Genomic DNA, 15,451 nt, shown 5'->3' with positions numbered 1-15,451 from the left:
CCGCCCCCTCCCCGTTGAAACCATTCGTCGCGCGAACAGAATCCGGCGGGGCGGCCTTGCGGTCAAGGCCAGGCTTCGCGGGGGTGGAGCGGGCTATTCCAGCGCGATCCCGCCCTTGATCTCGTGGACGACTCCCAACCCCTCGATGGTCAGCACCATGCGGGCCGACAGGGTTTCGCCGCCCTTCAACTGCCCGGCGGCCAGCGCCTCCTCCACGGCCTTCTCGATCTCGCGCTGCGAGGTGACGCCGACCAGCTTGAGGAATTTGCGGATTTCGATGTTGAAGGTGTCCTGGTTCATGACGGCCTCTCCGGTGGGATGCGGTGGGCAGGGGGGCAAGGGGGCTGGGCACAAAAAAGCCCGCCCCTTGGGGAAGGGGCGAGCGGAGCCAGGATGGTTGGTGCAGGAAAAACAGACGGCGGTCCGGTTGGTTCCCGCGACGCTCCGAAAAAAGCCTTTCGGGCTTCAGACTTTCGGGCTTCGGGGCGTCCCCGAAGGAAACCTCACCGGCGGGTGGCCGGCGGAGTGCTGCAGGGCGGGGGAGGTGCCTCGCCGCGGGCCGGTGCGTGACCGACCGCTCGGCAACGACCGGTCCGGACGACGGAGGACGGACACCTCCGGTCATCCAAACCGATCCGCGGCGAAGCGGGGGAACGGTAACGGCGTGGAAGGCAAGGCGCTATTGGGGGAATGCCTGATCCCGCCCCGCGCCCCCGCGCCGCCGGAGCGATCAGGACGCGAGGAACGACGCGTAGGCAAAGACACCCAGGAACATGCTCAGGGCCAGCATCCGTGTCATGTCATCCTCCCGCCGTCCGATGGTCCGGCGCGTTCACCCTTCCGTTTCCCGGAAAGGAAGGAATGGGGGCAAGTGTTCGGAAAAGCGCCGTGCGCGTCTCACCAGTTGATGCTCGATGCGGCAAAGATCAGGGCCGACAGCGAGATGGAAAGCACCGAAACCTTCTCCTGGGAACTCCAGGACTGCCAGTCGCGCCGCAAGGAAGTGAGAAGGCATTGCATGGTCTGTCTCCATGGTCTTTGAAGGATGGGTCCGTGCGGCGTGGCGCGGCGTGCCAGCAGGTTTATTCATTTCCAGGGTTGGGATAAATTATCAATATCAGACCACATTGTTCCTTTAATACGAACAATGCTGTGACGTCCGCTGCGCGACACCGGGCCGGCGCTCCCTCCGCGCGGCTTCCGGATGACGGCGCCGCGTGCTAGGACTTGGCCCCGAATCGTTCCATCCCGCCCGTTCCATCCGCAAGCGAGCCGATCCGTCCCATGTCCACCGCCGTCCGTTTCGCCCCCAGCCCGACCGGCCGCATCCATGTCGGCAACGTCCGTCTGGCGCTCGTGAACTGGCTGTTCGCGCGCAAGACCGGCGGCAGCTTCCTGTTCCGGCTCGACGACACGGACGAGGAACGCTCGACCCAGGAGTTCGCCGACGGCATCGCGCGGGATCTGACCTGGCTGGGCCTGACCTGGGACCGCTTCGCCCGCGAGAGCGACCGCTACCCGCGCTACGACGAGGCCGCCGCCGCGCTGAAGGCCGCACGCCGCCTCTACCCCTGCTACGAGACGCCGGAGGAGCTGAGCCTCAAGCGCGCCAGCCTGGTGTCGCAGGGCCGTCCGCCGATCTACGACCGCGCCGCCCTGCGGCTGAGCGACGCCGACCGCGCCCGGCTGGAGGGCGAGGGGCGCAAGCCGCACTGGCGCTTCAAGCTGACGCCGACGCCGGTCGAATGGACCGACCTCGTGCGCGGCCCGGTCAAGTTCGAGGGTACGGCGCTGAGCGACCCGGTGCTGATCCGCGAGGACGGGCGGCCGCTCTACACCCTGACCAGCGTGGTGGACGACGCCGACTTCGCCATCACCCACATCATCCGCGGCGAGGACCACGTCGCCAACACGGCGGTGCAGATCCAGATTTTCGAGGCGCTGGGAGCCTCCGTGCCGGCCTTCGCCCATCTGCCGCTGCTGACCGACGCGGGTGGGCAGGGGCTGTCGAAGCGGCTGGGCAGCCTGTCGATCGGCAGCCTGCGCGACGACGACGGGATCGAGCCGATGGCGCTGTCGAGCCTGCTCGCCAAGCTCGGCACCTCCGACCCCATCGAGGCGCGGCTGACGCTCGACGAGCTGGTGGCCGAGTTCGACCTGTCCAAGGTGTCGCGCGCCACGCCGAAGTTCGACCCCGAGGATCTCGCCCGGCTGAACGCCCGCATCCTGCACCTGACGCCCTTCGAGCGGGTGGCCGGGCGGCTGGAGGCGATGGGGCTGACCGGCGCCGACGCCGCCTTCTGGGACGCGGTGCGCCCGAACCTCGCCCGGCTGGAGGACGCGCGGGAGTGGTGGGCGGTGACCCACGCCCCGGTGACCCCGCTGGTCGAGGACGCCGCGTTCCTGGAGCAGGCCGCGGCGCTGCTGCCCGCCGAGCCCTGGGACCTCGCCACCTGGGGCGTCTGGACCAACGCGGTGAAGGGGGCGACGGGGCGCAAGGGGAAGGAGCTGTTCCTTCCTCTGCGCCGGGCGCTGACCGGCCGCGACCATGGACCGGAGTTGAAGAACCTGCTACCCCTGATCGGACGCGCGCGCGCCTTGCGCCGTCTCGGCGGCGAAGCCGCCTGACCTCCCCTTTTCGGAGACCCGAACCGTGCCGCTGGACCTCTACAACACGCTGACCCGCCGCAAGGAGCGCTTCGAGCCGCTTCGCCCGGACCATGTCGGCATGTATGTGTGTGGTCCCACCGTCTACGACACGGCGCACATCGGCAACGCCCGCCCGGTGGTGGTCTTCGACCTGCTGTTCCGGCTGCTGACCCGGCTCTACCCGTCGGTGACCTACGTCCGCAACATCACCGACGTGGACGACAAGATCATCGACCGCTCGCGCGACAGCGGGGAGCCGATCGAGGCGTTGACGCGTCGCACCACCGACCTGTTCCACGCCGACATGGACGCGCTGAACGCGCTGCGCCCGACCATCGAGCCGCGCGCGACGCACCACATCACCCACATGATCGCGCTGATCGCCACCCTGATCGAGCGCGGCAACGCCTACGCGGCGGAAGGGCATGTGCTGTTCTCGGTGCCGTCGATGCCCAGCTACGGGCAGCTCTCCCGCCGCTCGCTCGACGACATGATCGCCGGTGCGCGGGTCGAGGTGGCGCCCTACAAGCGCGACGCCTCCGATTTCGTGCTGTGGAAGCCGAGCGCCGACGACCAGCCGGGCTGGGACAGCCCGTGGGGGCGTGGCCGGCCGGGCTGGCACATCGAATGCTCGGCCATGGCCAAGGAGCATCTCGGCGTCACCTTCGACATCCATGGCGGCGGGCTCGACCTGATCTTCCCGCACCATGAGAACGAGATCGCCCAGAGCCGCTGCGCCCACGGCACCGACCATCTCGCCCGCACCTGGGTCCACAACGGTTTCGTCACCGTCGAGGGCGAGAAGATGTCGAAGTCGCTCGGCAACTTCTTCACCGTCCACGAGCTGCTCGACGAGTTCCCCGGCGAGGCGATCCGCCTGACGCTGATGAGCGCCCAGTACCGCCAGCCACTCGACTTCACCCGCGAGGGCATCCGCCACGCCAAGGGCACGCTCGACCGCTGGTACCAGGCGCTGCGCGGCGGACCGGAGCCGCTGGCCTCCGACCTGCCCTTCGACGTGCTCGCCGCGTTGGAGGACGACCTGAACACGCCGCTGGCGATCGCGCACCTGCACGAGCTGGCGACGGCGGTGAACAAGGCGCAGAGCGACGCGGAGCGGGCGGCGGCCAAGGGCGCGCTGCTGGCGGCCGGCGCGCAGCTCGGCCTGTTGCAGCAGGATGCGGAAGCGTGGTTCCGCTGGGCGCCGGCGGGCGGCGGACAGGCTGGCCTGAGCGACGCGGCGGTCGACCAGCTCATCGCCGACCGCAAGGCGGCGCGCGCGGCGAAGAACTTCACCGAGGCCGACCGCATCCGCAAGGAGCTGGCCGACCAGGGCATCATCCTGGAGGACGGCCCGCAGGGCACGAGCTGGAAGCGGGCGTGAGGCGCCTGCTTTCACGGGTTTAGGACCGGGATATTTTCGCCCAAAGCGCCTCTTGACCCGAACGCGGGATGGGGCAATATCGGGGATGGACGTGCCGGGGCTGGACTCCCCGGCACGTCCGCCCGATCAGCGGTTCAGGTAATCAAGCAATGCCTTGACCACCTGCAACAGCAGGATCAGGAGAGCGAGGATCTTTTCCATCCTCCGCACCTCCCAGTGAGCGGCGGCGGTGGCGGCCCTCCCGCCACCGCGTCCGCGCCGCCAATCCACCAGATCCCACGGTTGTGTGCAAGGGCTGGCGCTGACGCGTCGGTTGGTTGCGTCAACGCCGCCTGCACGCTTTTCGGCGCGCTACTCCTTGAAGGCGACTTCGCGCTGGCGGCGGAAGGCCGGCAGCAGGATCAGCGCCAGCAGGATGGCGGCCACCGCCAGCAGCCCGGCGCTGATCGGCCGCGTCGCGAAGACGGTCAGGTCGCCCTGCGACAGCAGCATGGCGCGGCCGAGATTCTCCTCCAGCAGCGGGCCGAGAACGAAGCCCAGCAGCAACGGCGCCGGCTCGCAGTCCAGCTTGCGCAGGACATAGCCGAACACCCCGAAGCCGGCCATCATCATCACGTCGAAGACGTCGTTCTTCAGGCTGTAGGTGCCGATGCAGCAGAAGACCAGGATCGCCGGGAACAGGTAGGCGTAGGGCACCCGCAGCAGCCGCACCCACAGCCCGATCAGCGGCAGGTTGAGGACGACCAGCATGACGTTGCCGACGAACATGCTGGCGACCATGCCCCAGAACAGGTCGGGCTGCTTGGTCATGATCTGCGGGCCGGGGGTGATGCCGTGGATCATCATCGCCCCGATCATCAGCGCCATCACCGCGTTGGACGGGATGCCGAGGCTGAGCATCGGGATGAAGCTGGCCTGCGCGCCGGCGTTGTTCGCCGCCTCCGGCCCGGCGACGCCCTGGATGGCGCCGCCGCCGAAGCGGCCGGGATCGCGGGCGACCTTCTTCTCCAACGCGTAGGCGGCGAAGGCGCTCAGCGTGGCGCCGCCGCCCGGCAGGATGCCGAGCACGGTGCCGAGCGCCGTGCCGCGCACGGCGGCCGGCCATGCCTCGCGGAAGTCCTTCAGGCTCGGCCACAGGCGGGAGATCGGCGCCGGGGACACGCCGCGCCCCTCGGTCTCCTCCAGGTTGAGGATGATCTCGGCCAGCCCGAACAGGCCCATCGCCAGCGGCACGAAATCGATCCCGTCATAGAGCTGCGGGATGTCGAAGGTGAAGCGCATCTGGCCGGAATTGACGTCGGTGCCGACCATCGACAGCAGCAGCCCGATCAGGATCATGGCGATGGCCTTGACCACCGAGCCGTGCGCCAGGATCACCGCGCCGATCAGGCCGACGATCATCAGCGCGACATACTCCGACGGGCCGAAGGCCAGCGCGACGCCGGCCAGCGGCGGCCCGGCCACCGCGATGGCCAGCGTGGCGACCACCCCGGCGAACAGCGAGGCGAGCGCCGCCGTGGCCAGCGCCACCCCGGCGCGGCCCTGCCGCGCCATGGCGTTGCCGTCCAGGCAGGTCATGACCGAGGAGGATTCGCCCGGCAGCTTCACCAGGATCGCCGTGGTCGAGCCGCCATACTGGGCGCCGTAGAAGATGCCGGCCAGCATGATCAGGGCGCCGACCGGCGGCAGGTAGAAGGTGATGGGCAGCAGCAGCGCCACCGTCGCCACCGGCCCGATGCCGGGCAGGACCCCGATCAGCGTGCCGATCAGCGTGCCGAGGAAGCAGTAGAGCAGGTTCATCGGCATCAGCGACACGCCGAGGCCGAGCCACAGATTCGCGAAGACGTCCGTCATGGCCAGATCTGGAGCGGCAAGCCCAGCCCCCAGGAGAAGATGGCGACGCAGCCGGTGGCGAGACCGGCCCACAGCGCGGTGAAGGGGCCGGGGCGCAGCGGGCGCCCGGCGAAACCGCCGATGCCGATCAGCGCCAGGATGGCCAGCACCAGCCCCAGCCGGTCGAGCAGCGCCGCGAAGGCCAGCACCGCCGCGGTGATGGCGAGCGAGGGGCGCCACGCCCAGCCGAGCACCGACGGTCCGTCGGCGGTCACGGCGCGCAGCATGGTCGCCAGCCCCATCATCAGAAGCAGGAAGCAGACGAGGCGTGGAAAGAAGCCGGCCTGCATCATCGCCAGGGTGCCGACGTCCCAATCCCGCGCCAGCCAGAAGCCGCCGAGCGCGATCACGCTCAGCAGAAGTCCGGCCGCGAGATCCTGTGGCGATCTCAAGGAGTGTGTCATTGGAAGGGTGTGTCCCGCTTTCTCTCGCACGCGAAGGCAGGGGCGAAACGGTGCGACGAATGCCGTGTCGGTGGCCGCAGTGCCGGCGCCCCGTTCTCTCGGTTGTATTATCTGCGGTCTATGAGATTCAGTCGAGTGTGTTTTTGATGATTCATCATGCCGCCGGCGAGTTCATTAGATAAAAATATTGAAAAATAATTTGTTGTTGATGGTCTCAACCTCCTTCCAAGACGTCGCAGTCAATCTTATGCGCGTGACTTGATGGGCGGCCTTGCCTAATCTCAATGGGCATCGTTTTACCGCTTTGCTCAACCAAAGCGGGACGAATGACTCCGGGAAAAGAACAAAAGGACGCAAACATGATCGCAACCAAGCTTCTGCCCTTCCTGACCGTGGCCGGCGTCCTGACCGCGTCCGCGCTGGCGCCGAGCGGTGCGAAGGCCGCCTACCCGGAAAAGCCCATCACCATGATCGTCGCCTACGGGGCGGGCGGATCGACCGACGTGACGGCGCGCATGCTGGCGCCCTTCATCGAGAGGCAACTGGGCGGCGGGGCCCGCATCGTGGTGCTGAACCGGGGCGGCGCCGGCGGCGAGATCGGCTTCGCCGCCATCGCCGACGCGGCTCCCGACGGCTACACCATCGGCTTCATCAACACGCCCAACCTGATCACGATTCCGATCGAGCGGCAGGCCCGCTACAGCCTCGACCGGCTGGATCCCCTGGTCAACGTGATCGACGATCCCGGCGTCATGACCGTCCACGCCGACAGCCCCTACAAGACGCTTGAGGATCTGGTCCGCCACGCCAAGGCCAACCCGCGGACGGCCACGGTCGGCTCCACCGGCGTCGGCTCCGACGACCATCTCGCCATGCTGCTGCTGGAGCGTCAGTCGGGCGCCCGGATGATCCATGTGCCCTTCCCCGGCAGCGCCGAGAACTACCGGGCGATGCTCGGCCGCCACACCCAGGTCTGCAACCAGAATCTCGGCGAGGGGCTGCGCGGGGTCGCCGCCGGCGATCCGGTGCGCATCCTCGGCGTGATGAGCGCCAAGCGCTGGGACGTGGCTCCCGACATTCCGACCTTCGCCGAGCTGGGCTACAAGATCGAGATGGTGTCGATGCGCGGCATCGGCGCGCCCAAGGGCCTTCCCCCCGACATCCGTGCCAAGCTGGTCGACGCCCTGACCAAGGCCGCCCAGGATCCGGAGTTCCAGGCCAAGGCACGGGAAACCTTCCAGCCCCTGCGCATCCTGGATTCGGCGGCCTTCACCGCCGAGTTGACGCAACTCGACAAGGACTTCCGCGCCCTGTGGGCCGAGATGCCCTGGCTGAAGTGAGGCGGCCGGCCCGGACAGGGGCCGGAACGACAGGGGCCGGAACGCGCAAGGCCCCGCCGGCGACGGCGGGGCCTTTTCGCTGAAGACGCCGAGGCCGGTCATGCCGCCCTGTCCACGCCGTCCCGTTCAGGCTCCCCTCAGGCCGCGGTGATGCGGGTGATGAAGGCCTCGATCTCGTGGTCGAGCCGGTTGAAGCTGCGCGACAGCTCCTCCGTGGTGTTCTGGACGAGTCCGGCGGACTTGCCGGTCGTCTCGGCCGCCTGCTGCACCAGCCGCATCTCCTGCATCACCGCCATGGTGTCGACGGCGGCGCGCTGCGAGCGGGCGCTGATGTCGCGGGTCGCGGCATCCTGCTCCTCCACCGCGGCGGCGACGGTGCCCAGCGACTCGTCGACCTGACGGATGGTGCCGACGATGGCGCGGATGGCGCTGACCGCCGCGTGGGTGGCGCCCTGGACCGCGGCGATCTCGGCGCCGATCTCCTCGGTCGCCTTGGCCGTCTGGTTGGCGAGGCTCTTGACCTCCTGCGCCACCACGGCGAAGCCCTTGCCGGCCTCGCCGGCGCGGGCCGCCTCGATGGTGGCGTTCAGCGCCAGCAGGTTGGTCTGGCCGGCGATCGACTGGATGAGGCCGACGACCTCCTCGATCTTGCGGCTGGCCTCGCTGAGGCCCTGGACGATGCTGTCGGTCCGCCCGGCCTCGTCCACGGCGCCGCGCGCCAACTGCGCCGACTGGGTGATCGAGCGGGTGATCTCGTCGATGGAGGCGCGGAGCTGCTCGGCGCCGGCGGCGACGCTCTCGACCTCGCTGGTCGCCTCCTGCACCGAATGGGCGACGCTGTCGCTGTGGTGGCTGGTCTGCTTGGCGTTCTCCAGCATCGAGCTGGCCTCGTTGCGCACCGAGCCGGCGGAGCGCACGACCTCGCCCATCATCGCCTTGACCGACGCCTCCAGGTCGTTGGCGAGCGAGGTCATGGCGGTGCGCCGTTCCTCCTCGTTGCGGACCCGCATCGCCTCCTGCTCGTGCGACAGTTCCTGCACGCGCATGGCGTTCTCCTTGAACACCTGCACCGTGCGGGCCATCTGGCCGATCTCGTCGCCGCGCTCGGCGGCCGGGATCTCCGAATCGAGCTTGCCGTTGGCCAGCTTCTCCATCGCGTCGGTCAGCCGCACGATGGGGCGGGCGACGTTCATGCCGATGAACAGGGCGACGCCGACCGTGATCGCCAGCGCCAGGCCGGCGACGATGGCGAAGGCGCGGGTGGTGACGTCGACCGAGCTGTTCACCAGCGTGTAGGCGTCGGTGGAGCGCTGGCGCTGGAAGGTCAGGTATTCGCGGCTGGTGGTGTGCAGCCGGGTGTAGGCGGCCTGCACCTCCTGTAGGAAGTCGAGCGGATCGACGCCCATCTTCAGCAGGTCGAGAAAGCTGGTGACCTTCGCCAGATAGGTGGCGGTGTCGCTGCCGAACCGTTCGAGGAACTTGGCCTCGCTCTCGTCCGCCGCCGTCGCGTTCTTCAGCGTGTCGGCTTCGCCCTTCAGCCGGTTCAGATAGTCGCCCAGCGTCTTGGTCTCTCCCTCGATCGCCTTGGGCGAGGCGTTGGCGTTGCTCAGGATCACCGTGCGGTACATGCCGGCGTGGGCGACCGTCAGGGTGTCGGTCAGCGACTGGACCTCGGCCTCACGGGTGAAGGACCGGTTGAACAGCGTGTCCAGCAGCCGTGACTGCTCCGTGATGGCGGACCAGCCAAGGAAGGCGATCACCACCATTCCGATGATCGCGGTGGTGGCCGGTATTCCCATTTTGGTGGGAATGTGAAGGTGGTTCAGAAAGGTCATGGGACACCTGCATCAACCATCGGGAGACAGGATCGGAGCCGGCGGGAGGGGATGCCGCCGGAGGGACCCGGACGGCATCCGCTTCATCGGCCCCTGGAACTGGAGCCCGGCCGAGTCAAGCCGGCCGGCTCACTTCAGCCACGGGGAGGACTGCCACAGCGCCCGCAGTTCCTTGTCGAGCTGGGCGAGTTCGCCGGCGAAGGCATCCGACGCCAGGACGCGCAGGGGCTGGAAGGTTTCCTTGGCCTCCGCCTTGGCGACGAAGTCGGGATCGGCGGCCGCCTTGGTCAGGGCGTCGACCAGCTTGGCGCGGATGTCGGCCGGCAGTCCCTTGGGCGCGCCGATGCCGCGCAGCGAGGCCATGTTGACGGCGTAGCCCTGCTCCTTGAAGGTCGGCAGGTCGGGGGCGACCTTCCAGCGCTCGCTGCTCATCACGCCGAGGATGCGCACCTGTTCGGTGGCGGTCGCCCGCAGCCCCTCGCCGAGATTCTGGGCGCAGACCTGGATCTTCTTCGCCAGCATCGCCTTCTGGTTGGCGGCCGAGCCGGAGAAGGGAACGTGGGTGAACTGGACGCCGGCCTGACGCTGGACCAGCAGCATGGCGAGCTGGTCGTCGGAGCCGACGCCGGTCGTGCCGACCGTCACCGCGTTGGGGTTGGCCTTGGCGTGGGCCACGGCCTCGCCCAGCGTCTTGAACGGGCTGTCGGCGGGAACGGTCCAGATGCCGGGGTCGTCGACGACGTTGATCAGCGGATCCAGCCGGTCGAGCGAGAAGCGGGCCTGCCGCTCGATCGGGATCGACACCAGGTTGGGCGTGTTGATGAAGCCGATGGTGTAGCCGTCGGCCGGCGAGTCGGCGAGCGCCGCGAAGCCGATCTCGCCGCCGGCGCCGGGCCGGTTGACCACCTCGATCCGGGCGCCGCCCAGATGCTTCTCGATGAAGGGCGCCAGCATGCGCGCGGTCACGTCGGTCGACCCGCCCGCATCGTAGGCGACGACCATGGTGATCGGCTTCTCCGGGTAGGCGGCCTGGACGGACAGCGGGGCCGCCACGGCCATCAGGGCCGCCGCGCCGGTGGCGACCGCCAGAAATCTGCTGCGAGTGTTCATCTGGATTCCCCTTTTTATGCCATGATCAGGCTTTTCAAGCGGAAGATCGGCGCGCGAAGCGCAGCGCTCCCGCATCATTTCTTGTGCGATGCACGTTAGGGCGCAAATTGTTGGCCATTCGTTAACAAATTTATTGATGTCACCGTTCTATCGATTTTTCACAGTCCGGCATTTTTATGAAAATTCCGGATTTCAAAGGTAGGCATACTACAGTATGTCTTTGCGCTGATTTGATGAAAGCTTAGGAGTCTATCTGTTTCCGTCCGGATGGATGATCGGGGCGGAGTCGGCCATGAGACTGGTTCTGCGGCCACGGGGATTGATCCATCCGATTTTCTCTCAAGAAACGAGAGGCTATCAGGATAAATATCGCCATACAAGTGTACAGCCTGTCGCAATCCCGCGACATAAGTGATGTCACGGGCGCGGGGCGGCGATTGCCGACGCCCCGCGGCGCCGTCACCGAATTGACATCTGTTCTGTCAAATTACAGATGTATCCAAGTACAGACGGTGAATGAGGGAAGTCGCTCCGGATCATCCGGTCGCGACGATGAACGCGATGGAGATCGACAGCGGCGACAGCATGCTGGAAATCAGCAGCGACATCGACACCAGCTCCCGCCCGGCCTGGTAGCGCTCGGCCACGGCGTAGACGTTGATGCCGATGGGCAGGGCGGCGGCGGTGACCGCCGGCGCCATCCAGTCGGGCGGCAGATGGAAGACCTTCGCCGCCAGGACCCAGGTCAGGGCCGGGTGCAGCGCGACCTTCATCAGCGCCATGACGGTGGCCGGGATCAGTTTTCCGGTCAGCGGGCTGTAGGAGAGGGCGGTGCCCAGGGTGAAGCAGGCGCAGGGCAGGACCGTCGAGGCGATCAGGGAGGCCGCCTTCAGCACGACCTCCGGCATGGGAACGTGAAGAAGGTTGACCGCGAGGCCGAGCACGATGGACAGGATCATCGGGCTGAGCAGCGTCGCCTTGACCGCGGCCAGGGCGGTCGGGATGGGGCGGCCGCCGCTGCTGCGCAGGGCTTCGGCGATGATGGTCGCGGTGGTGAACAGCAGCGGCGACTGGAAGACGATCAGCAGCATCACCGGCAGGGCGACGCCCGACCCGTAGGCGTCCATCAGGATGGGCGCGCCCAGCAGGCCGATGCTGGAAAAGGAGGTGGCGAAGCCGACGATGGCGATCTCCTCGCGCCGCCGCCGCATCCACATCCAGCCGGACCCGATCGCGAAGACGATGAAGGCCGCGATGAAGAAGGAGGCGACGAAGCCCCATTCGATCGGATCGGGAATCTTCGCCTTCGCCATGGCGACGAACAGCAGTCCCGGCAGTGCGTAGATGCCGAGGAACCGGGAAATCCCCTGGGACATCGTGTTGCTGAAATTCCCGGACTTGCCGGCGTAGAAGCCGACGAGCACCAGGATGAACATGGGCAACACGATCTGGATGATGGCCGTCATGGAAAGCGGTACCGGTGGCGATGGCGGTGGGGCGCGGCGCGGGAAGTCGCGGCGCGGGAAGGCGGTTCACGGGCGCGGTCCGCCGGGGCCCGCCGGACGGGGCCCCGGGCGGAGGACCGCCTGGCGGACGGTCAGCGGGGCTCGTCGATCAGTTCGGGCTCCGGAACGCCCAGCACCTCCGCCAGGCTCCGGCCGGCGTCGAGCTGCTCCGACCAGATCTTCTCCCTGGCGAGCAGGTCGAGGCAGCGTCGCAGGACCTCGTCCATTGCCGCCAGCGGCACCACGGTGATGCCGTCGTCGTCGCCGATGATCAGGTCGCCGGGGTTGACGGCGATGCCGCCGACCGCCGCCGTGATGTCCATCTTGCCGCCGAAGGACTTGTGGGGGCCGCGGGGAACCGCGCCGCGGGCGAAGACCGGGAAGCCGATGCTGCGGATTTCGCGCAGGTCGCGCACCGACCCGTCGATGACGAGGCCGCCGAGGCCGCGCGACCGGCAGCCGCGCGCCACCCATTCGCCGGCCATGGCCACGTCGTCCAGGCCGCCCCCGGCCACCACCACCACCTCGCCGGGATCGGCGACGCTGCACGCGGTCAGCAGCATGCTGTTGTCGCCGGGCATCGCCGCCACGGTGCGCGCCTGCCCGCAGATCCGCATGCCGGGAGCGCAGGGTTTGATCCGCGCGTCCATGCTCTGGCAGCGGTTCTGCGTGTCCGACGCGACGCTGCTGGGCACGGTTTCCCACAGCGCGAGCGTTTCGGGGGACAGGCGGGGAAAATTGACCGGGTAACGTTGCATAGCCATCGGGGTGATCCTTTTGCGGTCGTGGCGGGTCGTAACGGTTCGCGGGGCATGCCTCGGTGCGCCGTGCGCGCCCTGGCCGGGAAGGCGCCGAGCCATCGCGAAGGGGATGGACCGGGCAGCGCGTGGCGCGGCCCACCGGCCGCTCCCCATCCGGGGAAAACAGGGAGGCCGGCGTTACCCATGCACGGTTTTGCGGATGCCTGCTACAACCCCCGTAACGCCATATGCGCTTTGTTTCGATCTTGAAGTTTAACTCTTCGCTTGGTCATACGCAAGTAAGTTGACAAACGGTAAATTCGTCATAATGAATTCGTCTCATTGAGACCGCTGGAATCACCAATAAGCGCATACAAATGAATTCAAACAACCGCCTGGAGCCGCCGCGATGGAGGCGGGTCGCCGGTTGCGTGGTGCCCGCCGGGCGGCCGCGAAGGCCGGAGCGGGCGAATCAGGGCTGTTGCCTGCCGCTGGGATCGGGCGCCGGAAGCGATGGAACGCAGGGGCGGCCTGGTCGGCGTCGCCCCTGGCCGGTGCCGCCGATGAAGCGATGTCGGGGGAAGTGATGCGGGAGGGGGCGATCCAAACATGGCGGACGGCGTCCCGGCGCGGCGGATGGGACGATCCGGTGGTCCAGACGCGCGAAAGGCCGGCGCCCGAAGGGCCCGGCCTTTTGATCGCGATCCATCCGGCGATGAGGCCGGTGGAAAATGGAGCGGGCGAAGGGATTCGAACCCTCGACCCCAACCTTGGCAAGGTTGTGCTCTACCCCTGAGCTACGCCCGCGCTCCGTATCCGCTGCCCGACCCGGTCCGGCGCTGTCGCGTCGGCGGCCGGTCCATCCGGCGGCGTGCGGCGGACTATACTCATCGCCGGGCGCAATGCAAGCCTCCTGTTTCGGTTTTTCGGTGGCGGCTGGACGAATTTGCGGGAGACCGATAGAAAGAGGGGCATGGACACCGCCTCGACCCGTTCCGCGGACGTCGGAGGCGCCGGCGATCCGGCGGCCGACGCCCCGCTGCCGACCTCCCCGGAGGAGCTGCTGGCGCGCCTCGACGCGCTCGGCATCGTCACGGCCACCCACCGCCATCCGCCGCTCCACACGGTGGAGGAGAGCAAGGCCCTGCGCGGGGCGCTGCCCGGCGGCCATTGCAAGAACCTGTTCCTCAAGGACCGCAAGGACCAGCTCTGGCTGGTGGTGGCGCTGGAGGACGCGCGCATCGATCTCAACCGGCTCGACAAGGTGATCGGCTCGGCCCGGCTGTCCTTCGCCTCGGCGGACCGGCTGTGGCGCCATCTCGGCATCCGGCCGGGCTCGGTCTCGCCCTTCGCGCTGGTCAACGACACCGAGCGGCGGGTGAAGGTGGTGCTTCAGCGGGCGATGATGGCGCACGACCCGCTCAACTACCACCCGCTGCTGAACGACCGCACCACGGCGATCCGGCCGGGCGACCTGCTGCGCTTCATCCGCGCCTGCGGCCACGAACCGGCGGTCGTCGCCTTCGGCGAGGCCGAATAGGACCTGGGGCGGGCACGAGACGCTTGCTTGAGGCGCCGCGCGCGCTCATCTATGACGGCAGACCGACCAGACGTCACGAACGGGACCGACCCCATCATGTTCTCCATTCCGCCATCGTCCGCCCCCAAGTCCGCCGCTCCCGCCGCCGGCGCGGGCGACGTCGTCAAGGACAGCAGCGACCGCGCCTTCATGGCCGACGTGATCGAGGCCTCGCAGAGCGTTCCGGTCATCGTCGATTTCTGGGCGCCCTGGTGCGGCCCCTGCAAGCAGCTCGGGCCCGTCATCGAGAAGGTGGTGCGCGCCGCCAAGGGCGCCGTCCGGCTGGTCAAGATCGACACCGACCAGAACCCGATGGTCGCCTCGCAGCTCCGCATCCAGTCGATCCCGGCGGTCTACGCCTTCTTCCAGGGCCGCCCGGTCGACGGCTTCATGGGCGCCAAGCCCGAGTCGGAGCTGAAGGCCTTCGTCGACAAGCTGGTGAAGCTGGCCAAGTCGGCCGGCGTCGGCGCCGACGACCCGCTGGAGGAGGCGCTGCTCCAGGCCAAGGAGATGCTGGAGGAGGGCGATCTCCAGGGCGCCGTCGAGCTGTACAGCCAGATCCTCCACGAGGAGCCGGAGAACGCCCGCGCCTACGCCGGCATCGTCCGCTGCTTCATCGCCGCCGAGGATCTGGAGAAGGCCAAGACCATGCTGGCCCGCGCGCCGGACTCCATCGCCAAGGACAAGGAGTTGGCGGTCGTCCGCAGCGAGCTGGAGCTGCGCGAGCAGGCGGCCAACGCCGGCCCGATCCCGGAGCTGATGGAGAAGATCGCCGTTGATCCCAACGACCACCAGTCGCGCTTCGACCTCGCCATGGCGCTGTTCGCCGCCGGCAAGCGCGAGGCGGCGGTCGACGAGCTGTTGCAGATCGTGCGCCGCGACCGGAGCTGGAACGACGACGGCGCCCGCAAGCAGCTCGTCAAGTTCTTCGAGGCGTTCGGTCCGACCGACCCGCTGACGGTGCAGACGCGCCGCAAGCTGTCGACGATCCTGTTCAGCTGAGGGCCGGGAC

At 68.1% G+C, this 15,451-nt stretch carries 13 protein-coding genes and 1 tRNA gene; 6 read left to right on the top strand and 8 right to left on the bottom strand.

What is annotated here, in order from left to right; all coding sequences use genetic code 11:
- Positions 1 to 93: 93 nt before the first annotated feature.
- Entirely contained in the window at positions 94 to 300 is a 207-nt protein-coding gene (locus J2847_RS07530; RefSeq protein ID WP_209778311.1) for a DUF6494 family protein, read from the bottom strand.
- Positions 301 to 664: 364 nt separating this feature from the next.
- Here J2847_RS07530 and J2847_RS07525 point away from each other — a divergent pair, with 364 nt between their 5' ends.
- From J2847_RS07525 to cysS, 3 genes are all read left to right on the top strand, one after another.
- Entirely contained in the window at positions 665 to 1,042 is a 378-nt protein-coding gene (locus J2847_RS07525) for a hypothetical protein (RefSeq protein ID WP_209778309.1), read from the top strand.
- A 242-nt stretch (positions 1,043 to 1,284) separates the two neighbouring features.
- Positions 1,285 to 2,628 (top strand): glutamate--tRNA ligase, encoded by a 1,344-nt coding sequence (gltX, locus tag J2847_RS07520; RefSeq protein ID WP_209778308.1) that lies wholly within the window; start codon positions 1,285 to 1,287, stop codon positions 2,626 to 2,628.
- Between the two features lie 25 nt (positions 2,629 to 2,653).
- Positions 2,654 to 4,033: a cysteine--tRNA ligase gene (cysS, locus tag J2847_RS07515; protein ID WP_209778306.1), complete on the top strand. Its 1,380-nt coding sequence runs from the start codon at positions 2,654 to 2,656 to the stop codon at positions 4,031 to 4,033.
- 351 nt (positions 4,034 to 4,384) lie between these two features.
- Here the strand turns inward: cysS and J2847_RS07510 are convergent, their stop codons facing one another.
- Positions 4,385 to 5,887, bottom strand: a complete 1,503-nt coding sequence (locus tag J2847_RS07510; RefSeq protein ID WP_209778305.1) for a tripartite tricarboxylate transporter permease — start codon at positions 5,885 to 5,887, stop codon at positions 4,385 to 4,387.
- Positions 5,884 to 6,318: a tripartite tricarboxylate transporter TctB family protein gene (locus J2847_RS07505; RefSeq protein ID WP_233474346.1), complete on the bottom strand. Its 435-nt coding sequence runs from the start codon at positions 6,316 to 6,318 to the stop codon at positions 5,884 to 5,886. Before J2847_RS07505 ends, J2847_RS07510 begins: the two co-directional genes overlap by 4 nt.
- 371 nt (positions 6,319 to 6,689) lie before the next feature.
- On the opposite strand from J2847_RS07505, the gene J2847_RS07500 reads away from it, so the two are divergent.
- The gene (locus J2847_RS07500; RefSeq protein WP_209778302.1) at positions 6,690 to 7,670 is read left to right on the top strand and encodes a tripartite tricarboxylate transporter substrate binding protein; all 981 of its coding nucleotides are present in this window, start codon (positions 6,690 to 6,692) and stop codon (positions 7,668 to 7,670) included.
- Positions 7,671 to 7,807: 137 nt separating this feature from the next.
- Here J2847_RS07500 and J2847_RS07495 read toward each other — a convergent pair whose 3' ends face one another.
- From J2847_RS07495 to J2847_RS07475, 5 genes are all read right to left on the bottom strand, one after another.
- Positions 7,808 to 9,436, bottom strand: coding sequence for a methyl-accepting chemotaxis protein (locus tag J2847_RS07495; protein ID WP_233474371.1), 1,629 nt, complete (start codon positions 9,434 to 9,436; stop codon positions 7,808 to 7,810).
- Between the two features lie 198 nt (positions 9,437 to 9,634).
- The gene (locus J2847_RS07490) at positions 9,635 to 10,615 is read right to left on the bottom strand and encodes a tripartite tricarboxylate transporter substrate binding protein (protein ID WP_209778298.1); all 981 of its coding nucleotides are present in this window, start codon (positions 10,613 to 10,615) and stop codon (positions 9,635 to 9,637) included.
- Positions 10,616 to 11,151: 536 nt separating this feature from the next.
- On the bottom strand, positions 11,152 to 12,081 hold the full coding sequence (locus J2847_RS07485; protein ID WP_209778296.1) for an AEC family transporter: 930 nt from the start codon (positions 12,079 to 12,081) through the stop codon (positions 11,152 to 11,154).
- Between the two features lie 131 nt (positions 12,082 to 12,212).
- Entirely contained in the window at positions 12,213 to 12,884 is a 672-nt protein-coding gene (locus tag J2847_RS07480) for an RraA family protein (protein WP_085555267.1), read from the bottom strand.
- Between the two features lie 708 nt (positions 12,885 to 13,592).
- Positions 13,593 to 13,667, bottom strand: a tRNA-Gly gene (locus tag J2847_RS07475).
- Between the two features lie 166 nt (positions 13,668 to 13,833).
- Here J2847_RS07475 and J2847_RS07470 point away from each other — a divergent pair.
- Both J2847_RS07470 and J2847_RS07465 read left to right on the top strand, forming a co-directional pair.
- Positions 13,834 to 14,400 carry a prolyl-tRNA synthetase associated domain-containing protein gene (locus J2847_RS07470; protein WP_209778295.1) on the top strand — a complete coding sequence of 189 codons (567 nt, stop codon included), beginning with the start codon at positions 13,834 to 13,836 and terminating at the stop codon, positions 14,398 to 14,400.
- Between the two features lie 96 nt (positions 14,401 to 14,496).
- The gene (locus J2847_RS07465; RefSeq protein ID WP_209778293.1) at positions 14,497 to 15,441 is read left to right on the top strand and encodes a thioredoxin family protein; all 945 of its coding nucleotides are present in this window, start codon (positions 14,497 to 14,499) and stop codon (positions 15,439 to 15,441) included.
- The last annotated feature ends 10 nt before the right edge of the window (positions 15,442 to 15,451 follow it).

It is taken from the genome of Azospirillum agricola (assembly GCF_017876095.1).
Lineage (GTDB): Bacteria > Pseudomonadota > Alphaproteobacteria > Azospirillales > Azospirillaceae > Azospirillum > Azospirillum agricola.
This window is presented reverse-complemented; position numbering and strand designations above follow the sequence as displayed.